At 66.2% G+C, this 22,255-nt stretch carries 18 protein-coding genes; 9 read left to right on the top strand and 9 right to left on the bottom strand.

Going from position 1 to position 22,255, the window contains the following annotated elements:
- Positions 1-122 precede the first annotated feature (122 nt).
- Entirely contained in the window at positions 123-635 is a 513-nt protein-coding gene (locus QX010_RS05445; protein WP_316178112.1) for an N-acetyltransferase, read from the bottom strand.
- Between the two features lie 250 nt (positions 636-885).
- On the opposite strand from QX010_RS05445, the gene QX010_RS05440 reads away from it, so the two are divergent.
- From QX010_RS05440 to QX010_RS05425, 4 genes are all read left to right on the top strand, one after another.
- Positions 886-2,286 carry an ethanolamine ammonia-lyase subunit EutB gene (locus QX010_RS05440; protein WP_316178110.1) on the top strand — a complete coding sequence of 467 codons (1,401 nt, stop codon included), beginning with the start codon at positions 886-888 and terminating at the stop codon, positions 2,284-2,286.
- Positions 2,283-3,065, top strand: a complete 783-nt coding sequence (eutC, locus tag QX010_RS05435; RefSeq protein WP_315802765.1) for an ethanolamine ammonia-lyase subunit EutC — start codon at positions 2,283-2,285, stop codon at positions 3,063-3,065. The genes QX010_RS05440 and eutC overlap by 4 nt, the downstream gene beginning before the upstream one ends.
- Positions 3,058-4,464 carry an ethanolamine permease gene (gene eat / locus QX010_RS05430; protein ID WP_315802764.1) on the top strand — a complete coding sequence of 469 codons (1,407 nt, stop codon included), beginning with the start codon at positions 3,058-3,060 and terminating at the stop codon, positions 4,462-4,464. The genes eutC and eat overlap by 8 nt, the downstream gene beginning before the upstream one ends.
- A gap of 148 nt (positions 4,465-4,612) precedes the next feature.
- Positions 4,613-5,674 (top strand): AraC family transcriptional regulator, encoded by a 1,062-nt coding sequence (locus QX010_RS05425; RefSeq protein ID WP_316178108.1) that lies wholly within the window; start codon positions 4,613-4,615, stop codon positions 5,672-5,674.
- Between the two features lie 16 nt (positions 5,675-5,690).
- Here QX010_RS05425 and QX010_RS05420 read toward each other — a convergent pair whose 3' ends face one another.
- From QX010_RS05420 to QX010_RS05410, 3 genes are all read right to left on the bottom strand, one after another.
- Entirely contained in the window at positions 5,691-6,863 is a 1,173-nt protein-coding gene (locus QX010_RS05420) for a M20 aminoacylase family protein (RefSeq protein ID WP_315802762.1), read from the bottom strand.
- Positions 6,864-6,941: 78 nt separating this feature from the next.
- Positions 6,942-7,874: a glycosyltransferase family 2 protein gene (locus QX010_RS05415; RefSeq protein WP_316178105.1), complete on the bottom strand. Its 933-nt coding sequence runs from the start codon at positions 7,872-7,874 to the stop codon at positions 6,942-6,944.
- Between the two features lie 50 nt (positions 7,875-7,924).
- On the bottom strand, positions 7,925-8,446 hold the full coding sequence (locus QX010_RS05410; protein WP_316178103.1) for an NUDIX domain-containing protein: 522 nt from the start codon (positions 8,444-8,446) through the stop codon (positions 7,925-7,927).
- Between the two features lie 131 nt (positions 8,447-8,577).
- Here QX010_RS05410 and QX010_RS05405 point away from each other — a divergent pair, with 131 nt between their 5' ends.
- The gene (locus QX010_RS05405) at positions 8,578-9,462 is read left to right on the top strand and encodes a metallophosphoesterase (protein ID WP_316178101.1); all 885 of its coding nucleotides are present in this window, start codon (positions 8,578-8,580) and stop codon (positions 9,460-9,462) included.
- 15 nt (positions 9,463-9,477) lie between these two features.
- Here QX010_RS05405 and QX010_RS05400 read toward each other — a convergent pair whose 3' ends face one another.
- Together QX010_RS05400 and QX010_RS05395 are read right to left on the bottom strand one after the other, a co-directional pair.
- Entirely contained in the window at positions 9,478-10,026 is a 549-nt protein-coding gene (locus tag QX010_RS05400; protein WP_315802758.1) for a hypothetical protein, read from the bottom strand.
- Between the two features lie 233 nt (positions 10,027-10,259).
- Positions 10,260-10,466 carry a hypothetical protein gene (locus QX010_RS05395; protein ID WP_006612464.1) on the bottom strand — a complete coding sequence of 69 codons (207 nt, stop codon included), beginning with the start codon at positions 10,464-10,466 and terminating at the stop codon, positions 10,260-10,262.
- 195 nt (positions 10,467-10,661) lie between these two features.
- On the opposite strand from QX010_RS05395, the gene QX010_RS05390 reads away from it, so the two are divergent.
- A complete protein-coding gene (locus QX010_RS05390; protein WP_315802757.1) occupies positions 10,662-12,107 on the top strand; it encodes a short-chain fatty acyl-CoA regulator family protein in 1,446 nt (481 codons plus the stop codon).
- Between the two features lie 815 nt (positions 12,108-12,922).
- Here the strand turns inward: QX010_RS05390 and arsA are convergent.
- Entirely contained in the window at positions 12,923-14,692 is a 1,770-nt protein-coding gene (arsA, locus tag QX010_RS05385) for an arsenical pump-driving ATPase (protein ID WP_316178099.1), read from the bottom strand.
- Between the two features lie 592 nt (positions 14,693-15,284).
- Here arsA and QX010_RS05380 point away from each other — a divergent pair.
- Both QX010_RS05380 and mdoH read left to right on the top strand, forming a co-directional pair.
- On the top strand, positions 15,285-16,790 hold the full coding sequence (locus QX010_RS05380) for a glucan biosynthesis protein G (protein ID WP_316178097.1): 1,506 nt from the start codon (positions 15,285-15,287) through the stop codon (positions 16,788-16,790).
- Positions 16,778-18,916: a glucans biosynthesis glucosyltransferase MdoH gene (mdoH, locus tag QX010_RS05375; protein WP_316178095.1), complete on the top strand. Its 2,139-nt coding sequence runs from the start codon at positions 16,778-16,780 to the stop codon at positions 18,914-18,916. The genes QX010_RS05380 and mdoH overlap by 13 nt, the downstream gene beginning before the upstream one ends.
- 7 nt (positions 18,917-18,923) lie before the next feature.
- On the opposite strand, the gene QX010_RS05370 is transcribed toward mdoH, so the two are convergent.
- A complete protein-coding gene (locus QX010_RS05370; RefSeq protein WP_316178093.1) occupies positions 18,924-20,222 on the bottom strand; it encodes a TadE/TadG family type IV pilus assembly protein in 1,299 nt (432 codons plus the stop codon).
- 335 nt (positions 20,223-20,557) lie between these two features.
- Between QX010_RS05370 and QX010_RS05365 the strand changes: the two genes are divergently transcribed.
- Positions 20,558-20,980, top strand: a complete 423-nt coding sequence (locus QX010_RS05365) for a hypothetical protein (protein ID WP_316178092.1) — start codon at positions 20,558-20,560, stop codon at positions 20,978-20,980.
- Between the two features lie 159 nt (positions 20,981-21,139).
- Here the strand turns inward: QX010_RS05365 and QX010_RS05360 are convergent, their stop codons facing one another.
- Positions 21,140-21,844, bottom strand: a complete 705-nt coding sequence (locus QX010_RS05360) for a hypothetical protein (RefSeq protein ID WP_316178090.1) — start codon at positions 21,842-21,844, stop codon at positions 21,140-21,142.
- Between the last annotated feature and the right edge of the window lie 411 nt (positions 21,845-22,255).

Below are 22,255 nucleotides of genomic sequence, written 5' to 3'. Positions count from 1 at the left end.
ATCCGGGTGAGGGGGACTCTCCGCGAGGTTTGTGCGTGTGGCTGCCCCTCACCCCAACCCTCTCCCCGTGAAGAACGGGGAGAGGGAGCGCACCGTGCACGCCGTGCGAGCTTCCTCTCGACCTACTTCGCGTAATCCCAATCGGGCCGGATCGCGCCCTCGACGCCCTCGAACGCGCCCTCGATCAGCTCGTTCACCAGCAGCCGGTTGTAGTCCACCGGTCCCGGCATGATCGCCCTGCCCTTCGGCACCGGCTTGAAGCCGACGCGCGTGTAGTAGGCCGCGTCCCCGACCAGCAGTATCAAGCTGTGGCCCTGCGCCCGCGCGTCCGCGACCGAGCGCTCCATCAGCATGCGGCCGATGCCGTGCTTGCGGAACGGCGGCTCGACCGTCAGTGGCCCGAGCATCAGCGCCTTGGTGTCGCCGACGCAGATCGGCAGTTGCCGCACCGAGCCGACCAGCAAAGTGCCGATATGAGCGGTGAACGACAATGCGAGCAGATGATCGACATGCTCGCGTAAGCGGTAGGCGCTCAGCACGAAGCGGCCGGGGCCGAAGGTGCGCTCATGCAGCCGCTCGATCGCCTGCGCGTCGCCCGGCTTTTCGGCGGAGATCGTAATGGACAGGTCACTCATGTGGGGTGGCGAGATAGCATTCTGGAGCGGCGCGGTCCATGGGCGGGCCGTCCACGTGTTGACAGCATTCTCCCGCTCCGGGGGGCACCGATGCTAATTTTCTGAGCATTCGCGCGGCATGACCGAAGATTGTGCTAAGATGTCAAGTTTCCGGAGCTGCCCTCGCTTAACCTGTCCCAGGTCATGAGCGTTGTGGTCGCCGTCGCGGCCGCTTGGACCGCTCTGACGCAGCACGAGCGGCAGGTCGAAGATGACGGGTGCGTTCAGGTCGCGCCATCGCGGCGAAACTCATGTGTTCGATGATCTCAAGACGCTGCTGGCCTGCGCCTCGCCGCGCCGGTCCGGCGATGAGCTGGCTGGCATCGCAGCCGACAGTGCCGCGCGGCGGGTTGCGGCGCGGATGGCGCTCGCCGACGTGCCGCTGCGGCGTTTCCTCGACGAGCCGCTGATTCCCTATGAGAGCGACGAGGTCACGCGCCTCATCCTCGACAGCCACGATGCCGCCGCATTCGCGCCCGTCGCATCGCTGACCGTCGGCGAATTGCGCGAATGGCTGATGTCCTGGGAGGCGGATGCCGGCCGGCTGGCCGCCCTCGCGCCGGGACTGACGCCGGAGATGGTGGCCGCGGTCTCCAAGCTCTGCGGCAATGGCGATCTCGTCGCCGTCGCCGCCAAATGCCGGGTCGTGACCCGCTTCCGCTCCACGATCGGCCTGGAGGGGCGGCTGTCGTCGCGGCTGCAGCCGAACGATCCGACCGACGATCCCCAGGCGATCGCCGCCGGCACGCTCGACGGCCTGCTGTTCGGCATGGGCGATGCCGTGATCGGCATCAATCCCGCGACCGACAATGTCGAGGCCTGCATCCGCCTGCTCACGATGCTCGATGATCTCAGGCTCAAATTCGAGGTGCCGACGCAGTCCTGCGTGCTGAGCCACGTCACGACCTCGATCCAGGCGATCGAGAAAGGCGCGCCGCTCGATCTCGTCTTCCAGTCGATCGCCGGCACCGAGGCGGCCAATGCCGGCTTCGGTGTGACCCTGAAGCTGCTGGCCGAGGCCCAGGACGCAGCCTTGTCGCTGAAGCGCGGCACGGTCGGCAACAACGTCATGTATTTCGAGACCGGCCAAGGCGCGGCCCTGTCCGCCGATGCGCATCACGGCCTCGATCAGCAGACCGTCGAGGCCCGCGCCTATGCCGTCGCGCGCGCCTTCTCGCCACTGCTGGTCAACACCGTCGTCGGCTTCATCGGTCCTGAATATCTCTACGACGCGAAGGAGATCATCCGCGCCGGCCTCGAGGATCATTTCTGCGCCAAGCTGCTCGGCGTGCCGATGGGCTGCGATGTCTGCTACACCAACCATGCCGAAGCCGATCAGGACGACATGGACGACCTGGCGCTGCTGCTTGCGGCGGCGAACGTCAACTTCCTGATCGCGGTGCCCGGCGCCGACGACATCATGCTCAACTATCAGAGCCTGTCGCATCACGACGTGATGCGGCTGCGGCATCTGCTCGGCCGCCGCCCGGCGCCGGAGTTCGAGGCGTGGCTAGCGCGGATGGGTCTCCTCGACCACAGCGGCCGCGTGCCGCCATTGCCGGGCAGCGCGCCTTCCGTAGCCCGGCTGATCGGCCAGGGGGCGCGGGCATGAGGGACGATCCGTTCGACCTGCTGCGCAGGATGACGCGTGCCCGCGTCGCGCTCGGCCGCGCCGGCGACGGGCTTCCGACGGCGGCGAAGCTGGAATTCCAGATGGCGCATGCGCGCGCGCGCGATGCCGTATGGGGCAAGGTCGATTTCGACGGCATCGCCGGCGCGCTCGCGCCGCGCGAGGTGATCAAGGTCGCGAGCGCAGCGCCGGACCGCGCCAGCTATCTGCGCCGGCCAGATCTTGGCCGCCGTCTCGCCACGGGCGAAGCGTCGCGGCTGCCATCAGGCCCATACGATCTCGTCTTCATCATTGCTGACGGGCTGTCGGCGGATGCGGTCGAAAGCCATGCCGCCGCTGTCGTGATCGCCACCGAGGCTCGTCTGACGGGCCTGTCCATCGGACCGATCGTGCTGGCTTCGCAGGCGCGCGTGGCGCTGGGTGACGATGTCGGTGCCGCGATGCGCGCCCGGCTCGTGGCGGTCCTGATCGGCGAGCGTCCGGGTCTGTCGGCCGCGGATTCCCTCGGTGTGTATCTGACGCTGCACCCGGCCCCAGGCCTGCGCGACAGCGCCCGCAACTGCATGTCCAACATTCACGGCCACGGGCTCTCCGCCGAGCGCGCCGCCGACAAGCTGGCCTGGCTGGTGCGCGAGGCGCTGCGGATCGGCGTCACCGGCATCGGCCTCAAGGAGGCGGCGCCGGACGCCGCGATCGCGACGACACAACCAACAACACAAATCACCCATCACAAGCCGACAGGAGCGAATGGACATGAGTGACGAGGCCAAGCCGACGCTTTCGAAGAGCCTGACCGGACTCCATCTGTGGGGCATCGCGGTCGGGCTGGTGATCTCCGGCGAATATTTCGGCTGGAGCTACGGCTGGGACAAGGCCGGCACGCTCGGCTTCCTCATCACCACGATCTTCATCGCGGTGATGTATACGACCTTCATCTTCTCCTTCACCGAGCTCACCACCGCAATCCCCCATGCCGGCGGTCCGTTTGCCTATTCCTACCGAGCCTTCGGCCCGCTCGGCGGCTTCGTCGCCGGCTTCGCGACGCTGATCGAGTTCGTGTTCGCACCGCCTGCCATCGCGCTCGCCATCGGCGCCTATCTCAACGTCCAGTTTCCGGCGCTGTCGCCAAAGACCGCCGCGCTCGGCGCCTATCTGGTGTTCATGGCCCTCAACATCGCAGGCGTATCGATCGCCGCAACATTCGAGCTGTTCGTCACCGTGCTGGCGATCGCCGAGCTCCTGGTGTTCATGGGCGTCGTGTCGCCCGGCTTCTCCTTCGCCAATTTCGCCGCCAACGGCTGGGCCGGCGAGAATTCATTCTCGCTGGCGAGCATCGGCGGCATCGTCGCCGCGATCCCGTTCGCGATCTGGTTCTTCCTGGCGATCGAAGGCGCCGCCATGGCCGCGGAAGAGACCAAGAATCCGACCAAGACGATTCCGCTCGCCTACATCGCGGGGATTCTGACGCTCGTCGTGCTCGCCTTCGGCACCATGATCATGGCCGGCGGCGTCGGCGACTGGTCGAAGCTCGCCAACATCAATGATCCGCTGCCGCAGGCGATGAAGATCGTGGTCGGCGAGAACTCCGGCTGGCTGCACATGCTGGTGTGGATCGGCCTGTTCGGGCTGATCGCCTCGTTCCACGGCATCATCATGGGCTACTCGCGGCAGATCTTCGCGCTGTCGCGCGCCGGTTTCCTGCCGGCCAAGCTCGCCGCGCTGCATCCGACCTGCCGCACGCCGCATTGGGCCATCCTTGCCGGCGGCGTGATCGGCATCGCCGCGATCTACTCCGACGAGCTGATTCAGTTCGCCGGACAGACGCTGACGGCGAACATCGTGACGATGAGCGTATTCGGCGCGCTCGTGATGTACATCATGAGCATGGCCGCTCTCTTCCGCCTGCGGGCCACCGAGCCCCATCTCATCAGGCCGTTCAAGGCGCCAATCTATCCCGTGCTTCCGGCCGTGGCGCTGGTCTGTGCGACGCTCTCGCTGCTCACGATGATTTGGTTCAATCTGCAGGTGTTCGCGGCCTTCGTGGTGCTGTTCGCGGCCGGCCTGCTGCTCTATCGTCTGACCGCCGGCAAGCGCAGCATGGCGGCGAACGACAGCCTGCTCGACATCGCCTTGACCGAAGCCCGCGCCATGGCCGACTGATCCGGCCGGATCGCGACAATCTCGATCGAGGACCCTCCGCGCCATGTGCTTGCGCGGAGGGGTCATGAATGGCCGCTCCGGCAGGCACGTGACTTGCATAACTACGAGGTGTGAAACAACGGCGCATTTCCTCAAAGGTGAGGATTTCATGGCACAGCATCCGACAGCCGAAAGCCAGCATCCGCGCGATCGGAGCCGCAACATTCTGGCCGCCGCGGCCACCGGCGTCGCTGATTTCATCGCCCAGACAGGCGGCCGTCCGGAAGCGGTGTTCGAGCGGATCGGTATCGATGCCAGCTGCCTCGGCGAGACCCGCCGCGCGCTCGACCTCGCCGACTATGTCGCGATGATGGAAGACGCCGCACAGGAGACCGGCAACGACAATTTCGGCCTTTGGTTCGGCCAACGCTACCAGCCGCGGATGCTCGGCCTGATCGGCGAGATCGCGCTGACGGCGCCGACGCTGGGCTCGGCGATCGAGCATCTCGCGCTGTGGTTTCCCTGGCATCAGCAGGCGACCGAAACCCGCCTGACGCGCCACGACGGCTTGCTGCGGCTCGAATATCGCATTCTCGACGGCTCGATCGTCGATCGCCGGCAGGATGCCGAATTGACCATGGGCATGTTCGCGAACGTCTTCCGTGCGTGCCTGCCATCGGGCTGGGCGCCTGACATGGTGCTGTTCGAACACGCCCGGCCGGCGGCCTGGCGCGATCATGAGGCAGCCTTCGATGCCGACGTCGGCTGGTCGCAAGGCACCAATGCGCTGGTGTTTCGCGATCGCGGCCTGGACCGGGCGATGCCGGGGGCGGATCTTCCACGCCTGCAGCGGCTGACGACGGATCTTGCCGGTGTCGCCGGCTCCTGCGGCACGCCGGCGTTCCTCGATCTGGTCCGTGGCGAGATCCGGCGGCGGTTGTCGGCCGGCGCGCTTCATCTCGAGGAGGTCGCCGATGCGCTGTCGACAACGTCGTGGACGTTGCAGCGCCGGCTTGCCGAGTTCGGCGCCACCTTCTCCGACCTGGTCGAGGCGACGCGGCTCGACCTCGCCCGCCACTATCTGCGCCAAGCGCATCTGCCGCTCGGCGACGTCGCCTTCCTGCTCGGCTATTCCGAAGCCTCAGCCTTCTCCCGCGCGTTCTCGCGCTGGACCGGCTGCAGCCCGCGGCATTGGCGCCAACGGTCATTGCAGGCGACGGCTCGCAGCTAAAGCCGCGCCACCGGCATCAATCTGCCGGCATCGTCTTCTCGACCAGCCGCACCCAATAGGAGGCGCCATGGCCGAGGATGTTGTCGTTGAAGCGATAGGCCGGATGGTGGCAGTCCTTGCCGTCGCCCATCCCGAGGAAGACGAAGGCGCCGGGGCGGGCCTGCAGCATGAAGGCGAAGTCCTCGGCGCCCATCAGCGGCGGCGCATTGTCGACCACCCGCTCCGCACCGACGACGTCGCGGGCGACATCGGCGGCGACCCCGGTCTCGCGCGCATGGTTCATCGTAATCGGGTAGAGCCGCGTGTATTTCGTCGTCGCCTCACCGCCATAGGTGCGGGCGATGCCGTCGGCGACCTCGGCAATACGGCGCTCCACCAGGTCCTGCACCTCGGGATCGAGCGTGCGCACGGTCCCCTTCAGTTCGACGGTCTCCGGAATGACGTTCATCGCCGTGCCGGCCTCGACGACGCAGATCGAGATGACCGCCGACTTGATCGGATCGACGTTGCGCGACACGATCGACTGCAGCGCGGTGATGATGTGCGCGGCGATCAGCACGCTGTCGACCGCCTTGTGGACCCCGGCACCGGCATGCCCGCCCTTGCCGCGGACGGTGATCTCGAGCTGGTCCGACGACGCCAGCATCGGGCCCGGCCGCAGCGCGAAGACGCCTTCGGGCACGCCCGGCGCGTTGTGCAGGCCGTAGACCTCCTGGATGCCCCAGCGGGTCATCAGCCCGTCGTCGACCATCGCCTTGCCGCCGGCGCCGCCCTCCTCGGCCGGCTGGAAGATCACGATCGCCGTGCCGTCGAAATTGCGCGTGTCCGCGAGATGCTTGGCGGCCCCCAGCAGCATCGCGGTATGGCCGTCATGGCCGCAGGCATGCATCAGGCCCGGCGTCTTCGACGCGTAGGGCACGCCCGAGGCTTCCTCGATCGGCAGCGCGTCCATGTCGGCGCGCAGGCCGATGGTGCGACCTGAGCTGGTCCGACGGCCGCGGATGACACCGACCACGCCGGTGCGTCCGATGCCGGTCACCACCTCGTCACAACCGAATTCGCGCAAGCGCTCGGCGACGATGCCGGCGGTGCGGTGCACCTCGTACATCAGCTCGGGATGTTCATGGAAATCATGGCGCCAGGCGGCCATGTCGTCGGTGAGCGCGGCGATGCTGTTCAGGATGGGCATGGAGGCGGTGTTCTCGTTCGGGACGGTGACGCCCGAACCATGACCGGAACGGCGGATGGACACAAGCTCTCGCCCGCATCAGCCCTCGATCGGGGCGTGTGACAGGTACGCGAGCAGCTTCATCTCGCGGCGGCCACGGGTGACGGTGTCGAGCACGAGGCCCGAGGAGGCCGACAGCAGCGCCATGATCATCAGGCCCATCGAGAGCACCGCGGTCGGCAGCCGCGGCACCAGCCCGGTCTCGATATAGGTGACGAAGATGGGAATCGCGAAGCCGATCGAGACCAGCGCGAGGAAGATGCCGATCGCACTGAAGAAGCGCAGCGGCTTCTCCGAGCGATACAGCTTCAGGATCGTGCCGAGGATGCGGAAGCCGTCGCGCCAGGTGTTGAGCTTGGAGACAGATCCTTCGGGCCGCGCGTAATACGGCGTCGCGATTTCGGCCACCGGCAGCGCCAGCTCCAGCGCATGCACGGTGAGCTCGGTCTCGATCTCAAAGCCGTCGGAGAGCACGGGGAAGGATTTGACGAAGCGGCGCGAGAACACGCGGTAGCCGGACAGGATGTCCTTGAAGGCCTGGCCGAACACCTCGGCAAGGAAGCTCGTCAGCATCCAGTTGCCGGTGCGATGGCCCATGCGGTAGGCGGCCTGCTCCTGGTCGACCCGCAGGCCCACCACCATGTCGAGCCGCTCGCTCACGAGACGCGCGATCATGCCGGGCGCGCTCGGCGCGTCATAGGTCGCGTCACCATCGACCAGCACGTAGATGTCGGCATCGACATCGGCGAACATGCGCCGGACGACGTGGCCCTTGCCCTGCCGCCGCTCGCTGCGCACCTCGGCGCCGGCCGCGCGCGCGACCTCGATGGTGCGGTCCTTGGAATTGTTGTCATAGACGTAGACGGTGGCCGTCGGCAGCGCCTGCTTGAAATCGCGGACCACGGTGGCGACCGCGGCCTCCTCATTGTAGCAGGGCACCAGCACGGCGATCCGCATCGAAGCTGAACTCATCGACCCCTCTCCCCCAGGGACGGGAGACTGCCCTCATTCGGTGCAGAAATTCATAATGATCCGGCGACAACGCGCTGTTCCGGCCGCCAGGTGGGAATGACCTTAACGCCGTCCAGCACCTCCCGCAGGCGGGACCGCGTGCCGAGCGTGGTTCCCTCCGGCAGCGCGTCCGGTGCGAAGAAGCCGGTCTCCACGATCTCGAGGTTCGGCTCCGGCGGCCGGTCCTGCGTGAACCTTTTGATAACGAAGACGGCGACGTGGTCGCGCGGCGAGACGTGGCTGTTGAGGAAGATGCCGTGCAGCTCCGGCTCGCCTTCGAGCGCGATCCGGCCCTCCTCGAACAGCTCCCGCGTCAGCGCCTCGATGAATGTCTCGCCGACCTCGACGCCGCCGCCCGGCAGGTGCCAGCCCGAGACATAGCCATGCCGGACCAGGAACACGCGGTTCTCGGCATCCAGCACCACGCCGCGGACGCCCAGCGTCATGCCGCGGGCGAAGCGCCAATAGAGGTGGAAGCCGCGCCGGAGCACCGGCTCGAACCGGATCCGCAGCCGGCTCAGATGTGTCGTCATCGCTGTCGTCGTCCTGGTTGTTCTTGCGCTCGCAGGCGGGGCTTGTCATGAGAGCCGGGGCATCACGAGGGATAGCACGAGATGACATCTGCTGGGCGCGCCTGCATCCGCCATCGGCACCGAGGGGCGTAATGGCTGCCTTCACCCTCGCCCACCTGTCCGACCCGCACCTCGCCCCCCAGCACAAGCCGCGCCTGTCGGAGCTCGCCGGCAAGCGCGCACTCGGCTATCTCAACTGGACGCGCAATCGCTACAAATATCACCGCCGCGACATCCTCGATCTGCTCATCTCCGATCTGCATGCGCAGATGCCGGACCAGATCGCCGTCACCGGCGATCTGGTCAATTTCGCCCTCGAATCCGAATTCCCGCTCGCCCAGGCCTGGCTGCGGACGGTGGGGCCGCCGGACAAGGTCACCGCGATTCCCGGCAATCACGACGCCTATGTGCGCTCGACGCGGCTGCGCTTCGCCGAGAGCTTTGCCGACTATTTCGGCGGCGATGCCGAGGGACCGGCTACGTTCCCGTCGCTGCGCCGGCGCGGGCCGCTCGCGTTGATCAGCCTGTCCTCGGCCGTGCCGTCGGCGCCGTTCATGGCGACGGGACGGCTCGGCAGCGCACAGCTCGCCGCGCTGGAGCAGATGCTCGAATCGCTGGCCCACGAGCAGCTGTTCCGCGTGCTGCTGGTGCATCATCCGCTGCGCTCGGCCCACCGGATGAAGCGGCTGACCGACGCCGGGAAGCTGATCGCGCTGCTCGCGCGCCACGGCGTCGAGCTGATCCTGCACGGCCACGACCACGTGCATTCGACGATCTGGATCGACGGCCCGGAGCGCAAGATCCCGGTCGTCGGCGTGCCCTCGGCGTCGTCGATGGCGCATGGCCACTATCCCGCCGCGGCCTACAACATGTTCGCCATCAGCAGCGACGGCAATCACTGGCGCTGCGACATGACCGTGCGCGCGGTCAACGAGGCGCTGCGGGTGCGCGAGATCCGCGAGGTCCGCCTGCTTTGAGGCGCGGCCACGCCGTCAGATCTGCTGTAGGCTCGCATAGAATGCGACGCCGAACAGCGACAGCGCGCCGAGCACGAAGCCGAGCACGAACGGCCAGACCCCACCGCGCCGCCGCGGCGCCTCGGCGCTCGTCTTCGCCTGAGCCCTTGCGACGCTGAAGGCGCGCTCGCGCTCGACCATGCGGCGGGCGACGTAGTCGGTGACGGCCTTCACGATCGCCGCGATGTCGTGCGACTCGGCGAGCACGACGCGGCCGTTTCGGGTGTCCTGCACGAAGCGATACTGCCGCTTGTCACGCCCCATCACGACGTGGGCGACGACGTCGATCCACAGCCGCGGCGTCTCGCCCTGGCTGATGCCGCGATCGAACAGATCGAGCTGGCTCGGGATCTCCGCGAACAGCGGGTCCAGCGCGTCGTTGAGAATTTCGAGCCGCGCCACCTCGGCGTCGCGCAGGTCGACCACCACGCCCGTTCGGTCTGCGGCCTCGATCCGGGCCTGGCGCAGCGCCTCGCGCAGGCGCACGGGGCGGGCTTCAGTGCTGCTGTCGGCGGCCTCGGACATCGGTCACGCTTTCACGGTTCGGCCCTGGTTTCGCCAGGTTCCCACCGTGTTAACGTAGCAGTAACCCAGTATTCTGCAATCCCCTTTCATCTTCAATGGGTTATAAGCACGCTGGCGTAACCACGAAACGGACGTGGGCGGCCTCCTCCGGCATGACCCGGCTGAGACCGCCCCGTCCTTGGGCTCTTTCCTCGAGCTTATTCAAATACCCGGCAATGCATTCCTTCCGGCGATCAGGCCGCCGGAGCGCGCTGCGGCTCCTCGACGATCGAGAAGCGGACGCCGGCCTTGTGGCGGTTCTCCTCGGACACCTCGCGCCAGCAGTCCTCGGCCTCCTTGCGCGACTTGAACGGACCCTTCACCTGGGCCGAGCCTTCCACCAGCTTGTGGAAATTCATCGAGCCGAACTCGCCGCCGATCACCCAGAAATTGCTGGTCATGAGACCCTCCTTCAACCGTCACAACTTTGACAGTGCATTGCGAATTGCGTGACAGGAGATAAACGCGAAACCGGCAGCTTCGTATAGAGGCCTTGTTTTCGAATGGTGATGTCATGTAACATCATCACTTGTCATAAATGTCATTTTGTCAATTTTGTCACAATCCGAAGGCCGGTCGGCCATGAGGGGATCGCGATGCCCGGTGAGTCCGGAAAGAAGCTGTTCGTCGGGCCCCGCTTCCGGCGCATCCGCCAGCAGCTCGGGCTGTCCCAGACCCAGCTCGCCGAGGGCCTCGGCATCTCGCCGAGCTATGTCAACCTGATCGAGCGCAACCAGCGCCCGGTCTCGGCCCAGATCCTGCTGCGGCTGGCCGAGGCCTATGATCTCGATCTGCGCGATCTCGCCACCGCGGACGAGGACCGCTTCTTCGCCGAGCTCAACGAGATCTTCTCCGATCCGCTGTTCCGGCAGATCGAGCTGCCCAAGCAGGAGCTGCGCGACCTTGCCGAGCTCTGCCCCGGCGTCACCCATGCGCTGCAGCGGCTGTACGCGGCCTACGCCGAGGCCCGGCGCGGCGAGACCCTGGTGGCGGCGCAGATGGCCGACCGCAACGACGGCGCCCGCTTCGAAGCCAACCCGATCGAGCGGGTGCGCGACCTGATCGAGGCCAACCGCAATTATTTCGCCGAGCTCGAGCAGCAGGCCGAAGCCTTGCGCGACGCGCTCGACGTCCCGGCCGAAGGACTCTATGCCGCGCTCGCCGCGCGGCTGCGCGAAAAACATTCGGTGCAGACCCGTGTGATGCCGGTCGACGTCATGCGCGAGACCTTGCGCCGCTACGACCGCCATCGGCGTCAGCTGCTGATCTCCGAGCTGGTCGACGGGCCCGGCCGCACCTTCCAGCTCGCAGTCCAACTCGGCATGGCCGAATGCCTCCCACAGTTCGAGATCATCATCGGCCGCGCCGGCGCGCTCGACGACACCTCGCGCCGGCTCTACCGCATGACACTCGCGAGCTATTTCGCCGCCGCCGTGATGATGCCCTACGCACCGTTCCTCACTGCTGCCGAGGCGCTCAGCTACGACATCAACGTGCTGGCGCAGCGCTTCAACACCGGCTTCGAGCAGGTCTGTCACCGCCTCACCACGCTGTCGCGCCCGAACGCGCGCGGCATTCCGTTCTTCATGCTGCGCGTCGACAATGCCGGCAACGTCTCCAAGCGCTTCTCGTCGGGCACCTTCCCGTTCTCCAAGTTCGGCGGCACCTGCCCGCTGTGGAACGTGCACTCGACCTTCGACACGCCGGACCGGCTGCTGAAGCAGATCATCGAGCTGCCCGACGGCTCGCGCTATTTCTCGATTGCCCAGATGGTCCGCCGGCCGGTGGCGCCGCATCCGCTGCCGCAGCCACGCTTCGCGATCGGCCTGGGCTGCGAGATCCGCCACGCGTCGCGCCTCGTCTACGCCGCCGGCATGGATCTCGAGACGGCCGAGGGCACCCCGATCGGGGTCAACTGCCGTCTCTGCGAGCGCGAGAACTGCGCCCAGCGCGCCGAGCCGCCGATCACGCGGACGCTGATTTTGGATGAGACCACCCGGCGCGTCAGCTCGTTCGCGTTCAGCAATGCGAGGGAGTTGTGAGGGCTCCACTCTCGCCTCCGTCATTCCGGGGGCGGAGTGTGTAGCCCCGCTCTCGCAATGACACTGAAAAAACAACGCACGGACGCGAGCACACGTCACGCGGAGACACGTGAAGCTCGGATATCCGGTGCGGAGAGACATGCAGTCACCTCCTCGCGGCGCATCTGCGCCCGAGCTTTTCTGTTAGTTTGCCCACTTTGAACACAGAGGGCGCAGGGAAGACCGGGAGCTCGCCGCCCCCATGGCCCCCGTGCGGAAAAAATGCACGGGGCAGGAACCACAGGTTCGGCTGGGACATCCCGGCCTTCCCCGCGCGATGGCTTTACGGCTTACTCCGTGCTCTCCCCAGGGACCGGCTGTCTTGCCCCTGTCATCAGCGCCATCGCAGGCGCAAACTTGATCTCAGCACCGGGAGATCAGGACCACACGGCTTGACCGTGCGCATCGAACCGTTCGTCGGCACGATCGCTCGCGCTGCAGTTCGATACGCCCATCGCATCCCGCACCCAACGCTCGTGACGACCGCGAAACGCCCCTCAGATCGAGGCGGGACAAGCGGAGTGAACATCAAATTCTGAAAAATGGAAACAGCAATATTTTTGCCGATAGGACTGGACACGAGTGATCCAGCTGAACTCGCTGACGAAATCAGTCCATCGGCGCACACGGAATTGACAGCTCGACAGGCCATGAGCCGGTAGCGCGCGCCGCAAATCCAACAAATATGCGCGGCCGATTTGCCCGACGGGCGGGCGGGGGTCGCGTAACAAGAGACGCGAGGGGAGGAGACCAGATCGCGCTGGAGCTGAACGTGATCAAGAACTCGGTATCGATAAGGCCTCCAGCTCCTCGATGCCGACAGGAGGCCTGCTTCGCCACCCCATGATGAAAGCGCGCTTGGCCAAGCCGTCCTGAACACGAGCGATCTGGGTCCGCTCTCTGGCAATCCGCGCTTGCAGCAGGGGATCGCGAGTTCCGGAGGCGGCGAGGCATTTGTTGATCACCCAACCGAACGGCTCGATGCCGGCGCGCCGCAGGTCCTCTTGGAGAGCGGCGGCCTCCGAAACGGGCGTCGTTTCCGGCAGGGTCACCAGGATGATCTGCGTGTAGCTGGAATCCTGCAATCGCATCAGCGGCGTGATCAGCCGGCCAGCGGCGCTCGGCTCCAATTGGCTCGTCATCTGGCGATGATAGGCCCCGGTCGCATCGAGCAGGAGCAGAGTATGACCGGTCGGCGCCGTATCGAGCACCACAAAGGCGCTCCGGGCTTCCGCAACCACGTGCGAGAAGGCATGGAAAACGGCGACTTCCTCCGTGCAGGGCGAAGCCAGGTCCTCAAGCAGGAGCGCCTTGCCCTGCTCATCCAGGTCGCGGCCACGGCTCGCCAGTATCTTCGCGACATAGCGCTCCGTCTCGCGCCGAGGATCGATCCGATCCACCGTCAGCCCGGGCATCGCGGCATCAACGACATCCGTGACGTGGGCCGCTGGATCGGTCGTGCTGAGATGGACGGCATGTCCGCGTCTCGCAAGGCCGACAGCGATGGCAGCGGCAACCGTCGTCTTCCCGACGCCGCCCTTGCCCATGACCATGATGAGGCCGCTATTGCGGTGAGCAATGTCATCGACCAAACGGTCGAGGCCCTGCAGGCCGACCGGCACTCCGACTTGCTCGCCAGTCGACGTCTCAAGCCGTGGACTGGACGACGACAACACGGCCCTGAGCGCCGCGAGACCCACAATGTCGAACCCAACCAATGGGACGTCGTCCCGCGGCAGCTTTCGCAGCGAATCCGGCATCGAGGCGAGCGCCTCATCCTGATCCCGCTCGAGTGCGCTTGCGACCGCGTCGGCAGGGTCAGTGGCGTGAAAGCGTCCGTTCACGACGAGTGTCTGATTGGAGAGGTTGAGTGCATCAAGTTCGCTCGACGTTCGCGCCGCCTCCCGGATTGCACTCCGGTCGGCGCGGGTCACCAGGACCACGGTCGTCCGCCGAGGATCGCCCAGCGCTTGAAGCGCTTGTCGAAAACGATCCTCCTGCATCTTCAAACCCGAATGTGGGCCGAGGCACGATGCTCCGCGGTCGTTGTCCTTCAGGAAACCGGTCCAAGCCTTCGGCAGGCTCAGAAGCCGCAAGGTGTGGCCGGTCGGGGCCGTATCGAAGATGATATGGTCGTAACCCGCTCTGTCCCCGTCCAGCAATCCGACGAACTCGTCGAATGCGGCAATCTCGGTGGTGCATGCGCCGGAAAGCTGCTCGCGTATGGTCGATCTCTCCTGATCCGTCACCGTGGGCTCGAGCTGTTCGAGCACGCGAGCTCGGTAGCTCTCGGCTGCGGCCTCAGGGTCGATATTCATCGCGAAGAGCCTTGCCGCGTTCGGCACCGGCACCGGGCTGTCAGTTAGTTCAACTTCCAACATCTCGTCGAGGTTCGACGCAGGATCGGTGCTGACCAGAAGAACACGCAATCCACGGTCCGCGAGACTGATGGCGGTCGCACAAGCGAGCGACGTCTTGCCTACACCGCCCTTGCCAGTGAAAAAAAGAAAGGGCGTCGGAGCGTTCAGCGCACGCAATCGAAGCATTCAAATCCCTTCCAGGTGATCGTGGTGCGGCATTGCCGACCCGGGAGTCGGTAAGATTTTTGTCGCCGGCGTTCGCTCGATTCGGTGCATGAACTCGGCGCGGAGTGCTAGACCGACTTCGACGTCCTTTCGGGTCACCAATCATGGTCCCTTTTCGTGCCTTGATCGGTCGCCGCAGACCAATCGATTCGTAGAGTCCCGGCACGACTCCTTGTTGCGATGGATCAATAATCGTGTTGCAGGAGCGCACCCATCGTCGGCATTGCGGCAGCCGCCGAGTGCGAGTCAGGACGTGGAAGATCCCAGCCCTGGATGTAGCCCCGCACCTTCCGGCGTAAGACACGAGAAGCAAAATTGCTGTGGCTGACGCGAGCAGGTCGAATGCTCACGTCTCGGCTCCATGTCCGTCACGCGGGACCGTCGCTCACGCTGCGTTCAGAACGCCGCGCACATGCTCTGCACGCGCCGGACGGATCGCCGTTGGCGCATTCAGCAGGTCGGAACTCCAAAGCCGCCTCTTGTTGGCTTGCGGTGGAACCGCAGGCCTCCAGAAGGGTTGCTCCGCAGTTCCACGCAACAGAGTGAGAATAAGTTGAATCGCCGTCAGTTCATTCAATCTGCGGCTGCGATCCCGGTCGCCGCGTCCCTGGCGCGGAGCGCGTCCGCAGCGCCGCCTGCGGCTCAGCCGTTCAGTGCAGCCACCGTGCGCGACCTCGCACGCGCCCTCGCGGCCAAGCCATTCGCCGCGCCGGACGACAAGCTGCCGGACGCGCTGGCGAAGCTCGACTACGATGCCTATCGTTCGATCCGCTTCCTGCCGGACCACGCGCTGTGGCGCGGCGACGACCTGCCGTTCCAGGCGCAGTTCTTCCATCGCGGCTCGATCTACAAGGACCGGGTCGACATCTACGAGGTTGCGGACGGACAGGCCAGGCCCGTGGCCTATCGTCCCGAGGACTTCGCATTCGGCCAGCAGGTCGCGGCGTTCCCGGCGGCCGACCTCGGCTTCGCCGGCTTCCGCATCCATGCGCCGATGAACCGGCCGGACTACTATGACGAGGTCTGCGTCTTCCTCGGCGCGAGCTATTTTCGCGCGGTGGCCAAGGGTGAGATCTATGGTCTCTCCGCGCGGGGACTTTGCATCGACACCGGCGAGGCGAAGGGCGAGGAATTCCCCGTCTTCAAGGCGTTCTGGCTGGAGAAGCCGACGCCGGGCGCCACCGCGATGGTGGTGCACGCGCTGCTCGACAGCAAGAGCGCGACCGGTTCCTACCGCTTCACCATTCGTCCCGGCGAGACCACCGTGTTCGACGTCGAGGCCTCGCTGTACCCGCGCGTCGAGATCGCTCATGCCGGGCTGGCGCCGATGACCAGCATGTTCTTCTTCGGACCCAACGACCGCAACGAGGCCGACGACTTCCGACCCGCGGTGCATGATTCCGACGGGCTTGCGATGTTCAACGGCAAGGGCGAGCAGCTGTGGCGTCCCTTGAGCAATCCGCGCGACCTGCAAGTCAGCGTGTTCAACGACCTCAATCCGCGCGGCTTCGGCCTGATGCAGCGCGAGCGCAGCTATGCCGCCTATCAGGATCTGGAATCGCATTTCGAACGGCGGCCGAGCCTGTGGATCGAGCCGATCGGCGACTGGGGCGAAGGCGCCGTGGTGCTGTTCGAGATTCCGACCAAGCAGGAGATCCACGACAACATCGCCGCATTCTGGCGGCCGAAGACGCCGCTCGCCGCCAAGGGCGAGCACAACATGACCTATCGCCTGCATTGGGGACAGGACGCGCCGAAGCCGCACGCGCTGGCGCGCGTCACCCGCACCGGCGTCGGCGTTCACGGCGAAGGCCGGCTGTTCGTGCTGGAGCTCGAGGGCGACGCCCTTAAAGGGCTCGATCCGGCGCAGGTCAAGGGCGTGGTCAGCGCCGACAAGGCCGAGGTGACCAACATCGTCACGCAGCCCAATCCCGAGACGGGCGGATGGCGGCTGAGCTTCCAATGCGCCGTCAATGGCGCACCGGTCGAGTTGCGCGCCGAGCTGACCGCCAACGACAAGCTCGTCTCCGAAAGCTGGATCTACCGATGGACGCCGTAGCCGCAGAGACGATGCGCGCGCCTCGTCGCGCGGAGATCAACGGCCTGCTGCCCCCAGAAGCGCCGCTCGCGATGCAGCCGTCGCCGCTCCATCATGTTCCGGCGGCGACGCAGGCGATCACGAGCGGGCCACGCATCGCGTTCCGACGCATGCTGATCTTCGCCGGCACGGCCGCGCTGACGCTGGCCGGCTGCACCAGGATGTACGAGGTGGTCGAGGTCGGCGGCGTGACCGTGCTGGAAGGCATGGTGCTGGTGCTGTTCTCGACCCTGCTCGCCTGGATCGCCTTTGCTTTCGTGTCGGCCCTGGCCGGCTTCTGCGCGATGTTCGCGCGCCGCCGCGATACGATCGCGATCGATGTCGAAGGTCCGCTGCCCGGGCTCTCGAGCCGCACGGCGATGCTGCTGCCGACCTACAACGAGGAGCCGCACGCGGTGATGGTGCGCTTGCGCGCCATGATCGAGTCCGTGGCGGAGACCGGCCAGGCCGAGCGCTTCGACTGGTTTCTGCTCAGCGACACCACCGATCCCGACATCTGGATCGGCGAGGAGGCCGCGTTCCTGGCGCTGCGCGAGGCGTGCGGCACCGATCGCGTGTTCTACCGGCACCGCGCCGACAATGTCGCCCGCAAGGCCGGCAACATCGCCGAGTGGGTGCGGCGCTTCGGCGCGGCCTATGATCACATGATCATCCTCGACGCCGACAGCCTGATGAGCGGCGCGACGGTGGTGCGGCTGGCGCATGCCATGGAGCACGCCCCTCAGGCGGCGCTGATCCAGACCCTGCCCGTGATCGTCAACGGCACCAGCCTGTTCGCGCGATTGCAGCAATTCGCCGGCCGGCTCTACGGACCTGTCATCGCCGCCGGCAATGCCTGGTGGTACGGCGCGGAAGGTAATTACTGGGGCCACAACGCCATCATCCGCATCGCCGCCTTCGCGCAGGACGCGGCCTTGCCGGAGTTGCGCGGGCGAAAACCATTCGGCGGGCATATTCTCAGCCACGACTTTATCGAGGCCGCGCTGATGCGCCGCGCCGGCTGGGGAATCTACATGACGGTCGACCTCGACGGCAGCTACGAGGAAGTGCCGCCATCGCTGATCGATCACGCCGCGCGCGACCGGCGCTGGTGCCAGGGCAATCTGCAGCATCTGGCGGTGCTGCCGGCGCGCGGCCTGCACTGGGTGTCGCGGATGCACCTGTTGATCGGCATCGGCGCCTACATCACCGCGCCGCTCTGGTTCACGTTCCTCGTGCTCGGCATCCTGATTTCGCTGCAGGCCAATTTCGTCCGTCCGGAATATTTCCCGAAAGGCTTTGCGCTGTTCCCGAGCTGGCCGGCGCAGGATCCGGTGCTCGCCGCCCAGGTCTTTGCCGCGACCCTCGGGCTCTTGATGGTGCCGAAGCTGCTCGCCTGCCTCGCGACCTTGTTCACGCCGGCGCGGCGCCGCGGCTTCGGCGGCGGGCTGCGCCTCTGCGTCGCGGTGTTGGCGGAGACCGTGCTGGCGGCGCTGATCGCGCCATCGATGATGATCTTCCAGTCGATCGCCGTGATCGAGATCCTGCTCGGGCGTGACGCCGGCTGGCAGGTGCAGCGCCGCAGCGACGGCGGCGTGAGCCGGCACGAGATCTACCGAAAGTTCGCGCTGCCCACCCTGTGCGGCCTCGCAATGGCTGCCAGCGCCTATGCGGTGTCGCTGCCCCTGCTCGCCTGGATGTCGCCGGTCATCGCCGGCCTCGTGCTGTCGATTCCGATCGGCGTTCTGACGGGCGGCCGTAGCGCCGGCGCCGGCCTGTTCGTGACGCCCGAGGACCGGACGCCGCCGCGCGTGCTGATCCGGGCGCGGGAGCTTGCCGGTGAGCGCGAGCCTCGCCGCGAGGCCGCGCTGGTCGCGCTGCAGCGGAATGCCGAGCTGCGGCGGCAGCACGTCGATGCCCTGCCCATGCCGCGGCGGCGCGAGCCGGGCGACATCGATGTCGAGCTGACGACGGCGAAGGCCAGGATTGCCGACGCGGCCTGCTTCAGCGACGCGATCGACTTCCTCTCCCGCCGCGAAACGCTCGCCGTGCTCAACGATCGCACCACGATCGAGCGGCTCGTCAAGCTGCCGGCCTCCGAGGCGTGAGCCCGGGCTACTTGGTCAGATGCGCCGAGGCGATCGCCTGCTGGAACAGAGCGGTCAATGCGGCGCCGATGCTGCCGCTGGAATCCACCTCGTAGTAGTAGCCGGGACTGGCGCAAGACTTCATGATGTTGCCGATGTCGCTGCGCCACGGGGCGATGTAGGTCGTGTACCAGCTGTTGTTGGTGATCGCGAGATAGGTGGTGTAGAGCACCGCGATCTTGATGCCGCGCGCCTTCAGGGAGGTGCAGGTGGTGGTGTTCAGCGGCTCCTGGCAGCGTCCGCCGGAGAGCACGGTCTTGCTGCACGTCGTCGGGTAGGAGTAGTCGGCGACGCCGTCGGCGACGAAGAACAGCCATTTCTGCGGCTTGGTCGACGAGCCGTCGCCCTGCGTCGGGATCACGCCGTTCATGGCGGACATCGCGCCGTCGTAATCGGTGCACATGTCGTTGTTGTAGCCGCTATAGGGGATCGTCATCAGGTCCAGCGCGCCGACCGACGACTTCACCGACGACATGCTCGACGACAGGCTGGCGATGGTCGTGAGGCCGAGCGAGCCGCAATCGCTGCCCAGGCTGTAGACCGCCATGCGGTACTGGTTGCTGACGACCTGGCTGGCGGTTGCGGTGTCCGTGAGCGACTGCGTCGCCGACCTGACGACGTCGATCCGCATCGTCACGCCCTTCTTCTTGGCGATGGAATAATAGCTGTTGGTCTGCAGCGTCTTCTTCGTGCTCGACGTATAGGTGTCGTGGCAGGCGAAGGCGCACTTGTCGGAGGTCGCATTCTGCAGCGTCGTCATGTCGGCCGTGGTTGCGCCGAGGCCCTGCGACGGCGAATTGTCGAGCAGAACGTAGAAGTCCATGTAGGTCGGGAACGAGGCCGAAGCCGACGACGAGGCCGAGACCGTCATGGTCGGGTAGCCGAACATGTGCATGAAGGCCGTCTTGACCACCACGCTGGCGCTGCCGGTCACGGTCCGCGCCGTGACGCTATCGCTGATATCGATGTTCAGCGAGTCCGCCGCCAGATTATGCGCCGCCATCTGGCCGTTGAACATGTTGGTCGCCGCCGTCTTGGCGTCCGACGCGGCGCCGCGCATGGCGGTGTAGCCGGTCGCAGCCAGCATCGCGGCGTCCATCGAAGCCGACAGCTTCGCCTTGGCGCGCACGGCCATCGAATAGTCGATCGCCGAGCCGACGAAGGCGAGGATCGGGAGCAGGGCAAGCGCGAAGATGATCGCGATATTGCCGCTCTGGTCGCGACGGAACCGCGACAATAGGCTGAGGTATCTATTTCCGGCCAGCACGGCCACACTCCAACAAACACGGTGATGTTGCCGAAGATGTTGCGGATCAACCGTTGCATTGGAATTGATGGAATTGCAGAGAATTCGTTACGTTGCGTTTCCGATTGTCGTAAGCGGTGTCGATGCACCACTCGAAGCGACATGACCGCCATGCGGACGGTTTTCGTGGGCCGGCACGACACCGAATGACGGACGGGTCTCGTCCGCCCGCCCGCCCGATCTGCGCGGCGCCCCTCCTCTGGTACCCCGATTGCAAAGCGGCTGCGCCGATTGCATAGTCCGCGCGGTTTGCAGCGCCGGGGCGCGCTGATTCTCTGGGGGAGTTGGGGACGACGATGGCGGATGCCGATCTTGATGCCGTGATCCGGCAACTGGCCAAGCAGCAGAACAAGGCCATTCTGGCCGCGGCGAAAAAGCGCAAGGACCGCTTCACCGGCATGGCCGTCAAGGCCAAGGACAAGGATGCCAAGGAGCGCTTCAAGCTGCTCGCGCGCGAGGCGGTCGAGCAGGCCAATGCCGCCGCCCGACGGCTCCTGATCTCCGCCGACAACGTCGCGGACAGCTACGCCCGCGCGATGCGCCAGGCCGCCGCCGCGGAGCTGCCCAGGAAGCCGGAGACCAAGCAGCCGGAGAAGAAGGCCGACGGTGCGGCGGCCAAGCCGCAAGGCGGCAAGGCGACGAGCAAGGCGGCCGGGAACGATCCTGCCAAGCCCACACCGAAGAAGGCCGCGCCGAAGAAGGCCGCCAAGAAGGCTTGAGCCGGGCTCCGAACGTGGGAGCCTCCCTCCGCAAGATTGCGCCCTCGACAACAACCTTCGCCGGGCCTTTCGACTTGCCTCCGCAACAATCTGTCCGGATGACTGCATGAAGGTGCTGGTTTGGCATGTGCCAAGCAGATGTTCATGCTCATCGTGAAGCTACGGCTTCAGGACGACAGAGAACAGGCGAAAGCCCGCGATCTTCGGAAACGCCTCCGCGGCCTCGGGCGAGACCAGGGCCACCACGGCCGCGCTCACCTCGCCATTGTTCAACCGGGTGATCGCGGTGGCCTGCCCTTCCAGCAGCAGCACCTCCGTCGCACCGGCCGCATTCATGGCCGCGGTGATCTTCGCGTTGGACTTGGCATAGCGCTCGTCGATCGCGATCACCTTGCCGCTGAGATCGCCTACGCCACGCACGGTGGGACGCGCCAGCAGCACAGCGACGAGAGGACTTTCGCCGGGTCCTTCGGGGACACGCAGCGCGGTCATCCGCTCGGCGAGCTCGGCGGCCACCGTCACCGCAGCCACCATGACGTCGTTCTGGACCTTGGCCGGATTCGGCGTGTCCGTCGTGGCGGCGGGGGTCTTGATCACCGGCGGAGGTGCGCCGTCAGCCGGCGCAGGCGGACCGGGCCGCGGCGTTCGCGCCGGCGCCGCGAGCGGCTTCTCGATCGGTTTGTCAACCGGCCTTTCAGTCGGCTTCTCAGCCGGCTTGGCGGTGACGATTTGCGACTTGACCCGGCGCTTTGCGGCACGGGCGTGCTTGCGCTGCAGAGCCGCGCGGCGCGCGACCGCAGGCTTGTGGATCGTGGTGATAGGCTCCAATGATTGCGGCGACTGGTCGGCGACGGGACCGTCCACGCATGGCCTTCCGCTCAGATCGACGCAAGACGATGCCACCTGCGGCGTGACCTGGTGGCTGCAGCCGGCCAGCGCCAAGGTTGAAACGACGGCCAACGCGCCGAGACAAAGCGCTCTCACTTTTCCGCTCCTGACGACTCTCCCGCGCACGAGACGCGCCTCTGCTCTGGCCTGCTATTTCAAGGGTCATCGGTTAAACTCAGGCTTAAGCGCCGGTCCCGGCACGCGGACTCCGTGAGGCGTGGTTAATGTCGCGCGCACAAGGTGGCGACATTGGCCGGCCTCGACCGCGAGTGTCGAGCATTCCCCCAGCCGACCTCGAACAGGCTTCACGCCGTCGCGGGGGCGTGCACGAATTCCGTTGATCGGATCGCCGCACGCCGCCATGTTGCGGCAGGTTCGTCGCGACGC

It is taken from the genome of Bradyrhizobium sp. SZCCHNRI1009 (assembly GCF_032487575.1).
In the GTDB taxonomy this organism is placed as follows: Bacteria; Pseudomonadota; Alphaproteobacteria; order Rhizobiales; family Xanthobacteraceae; genus Bradyrhizobium.
The sequence above is the reverse complement of the archived record's forward strand: the minus strand, read 5'-3'. Positions and strand labels throughout refer to the sequence as shown.

What these genes read in the sequence shown, in the direction of transcription:
- QX010_RS05390 (WP_315802757.1), top strand. Translation starts at nt 10,662, where the DNA reads ATGCCCGGTGAGTCCGGAAAGAAGCTGTTCGTCGGGCCCCGCTTCCGG.
- QX010_RS05400 (WP_315802758.1), bottom strand. Translation starts at nt 10,026, where the DNA reads ATGTCCGAGGCCGCCGACAGCAGCACTGAAGCCCGCCCCGTGCGCCTG.
- QX010_RS05410 (WP_316178103.1), bottom strand. Translation starts at nt 8,446, where the DNA reads ATGACGACACATCTGAGCCGGCTGCGGATCCGGTTCGAGCCGGTGCTC.
- eutC (WP_315802765.1), top strand. Translation starts at nt 2,283, where the DNA reads ATGAGGGACGATCCGTTCGACCTGCTGCGCAGGATGACGCGTGCCCGC.
- QX010_RS05420 (WP_315802762.1), bottom strand. Translation starts at nt 6,863, where the DNA reads ATGCCCATCCTGAACAGCATCGCCGCGCTCACCGACGACATGGCCGCC.
- eat (WP_315802764.1), top strand. Translation starts at nt 3,058, where the DNA reads ATGAGTGACGAGGCCAAGCCGACGCTTTCGAAGAGCCTGACCGGACTC.
- arsA (WP_316178099.1), bottom strand. Translation starts at nt 14,692, where the DNA reads ATGCTTCGATTGCGTGCGCTGAACGCTCCGACGCCCTTTCTTTTTTTC.
- QX010_RS05405 (WP_316178101.1), top strand. Translation starts at nt 8,578, where the DNA reads ATGGCTGCCTTCACCCTCGCCCACCTGTCCGACCCGCACCTCGCCCCC.
- QX010_RS05395 (WP_006612464.1), bottom strand. Translation starts at nt 10,466, where the DNA reads ATGACCAGCAATTTCTGGGTGATCGGCGGCGAGTTCGGCTCGATGAAT.
- mdoH (WP_316178095.1), top strand. Translation starts at nt 16,778, where the DNA reads ATGGACGCCGTAGCCGCAGAGACGATGCGCGCGCCTCGTCGCGCGGAG.
- QX010_RS05365 (WP_316178092.1), top strand. Translation starts at nt 20,558, where the DNA reads ATGGCGGATGCCGATCTTGATGCCGTGATCCGGCAACTGGCCAAGCAG.
- QX010_RS05415 (WP_316178105.1), bottom strand. Translation starts at nt 7,874, where the DNA reads ATGAGTTCAGCTTCGATGCGGATCGCCGTGCTGGTGCCCTGCTACAAT.
- QX010_RS05440 (WP_316178110.1), top strand. Translation starts at nt 886, where the DNA reads ATGACGGGTGCGTTCAGGTCGCGCCATCGCGGCGAAACTCATGTGTTC.
- QX010_RS05425 (WP_316178108.1), top strand. Translation starts at nt 4,613, where the DNA reads ATGGCACAGCATCCGACAGCCGAAAGCCAGCATCCGCGCGATCGGAGC.
- QX010_RS05445 (WP_316178112.1), bottom strand. Translation starts at nt 635, where the DNA reads ATGAGTGACCTGTCCATTACGATCTCCGCCGAAAAGCCGGGCGACGCG.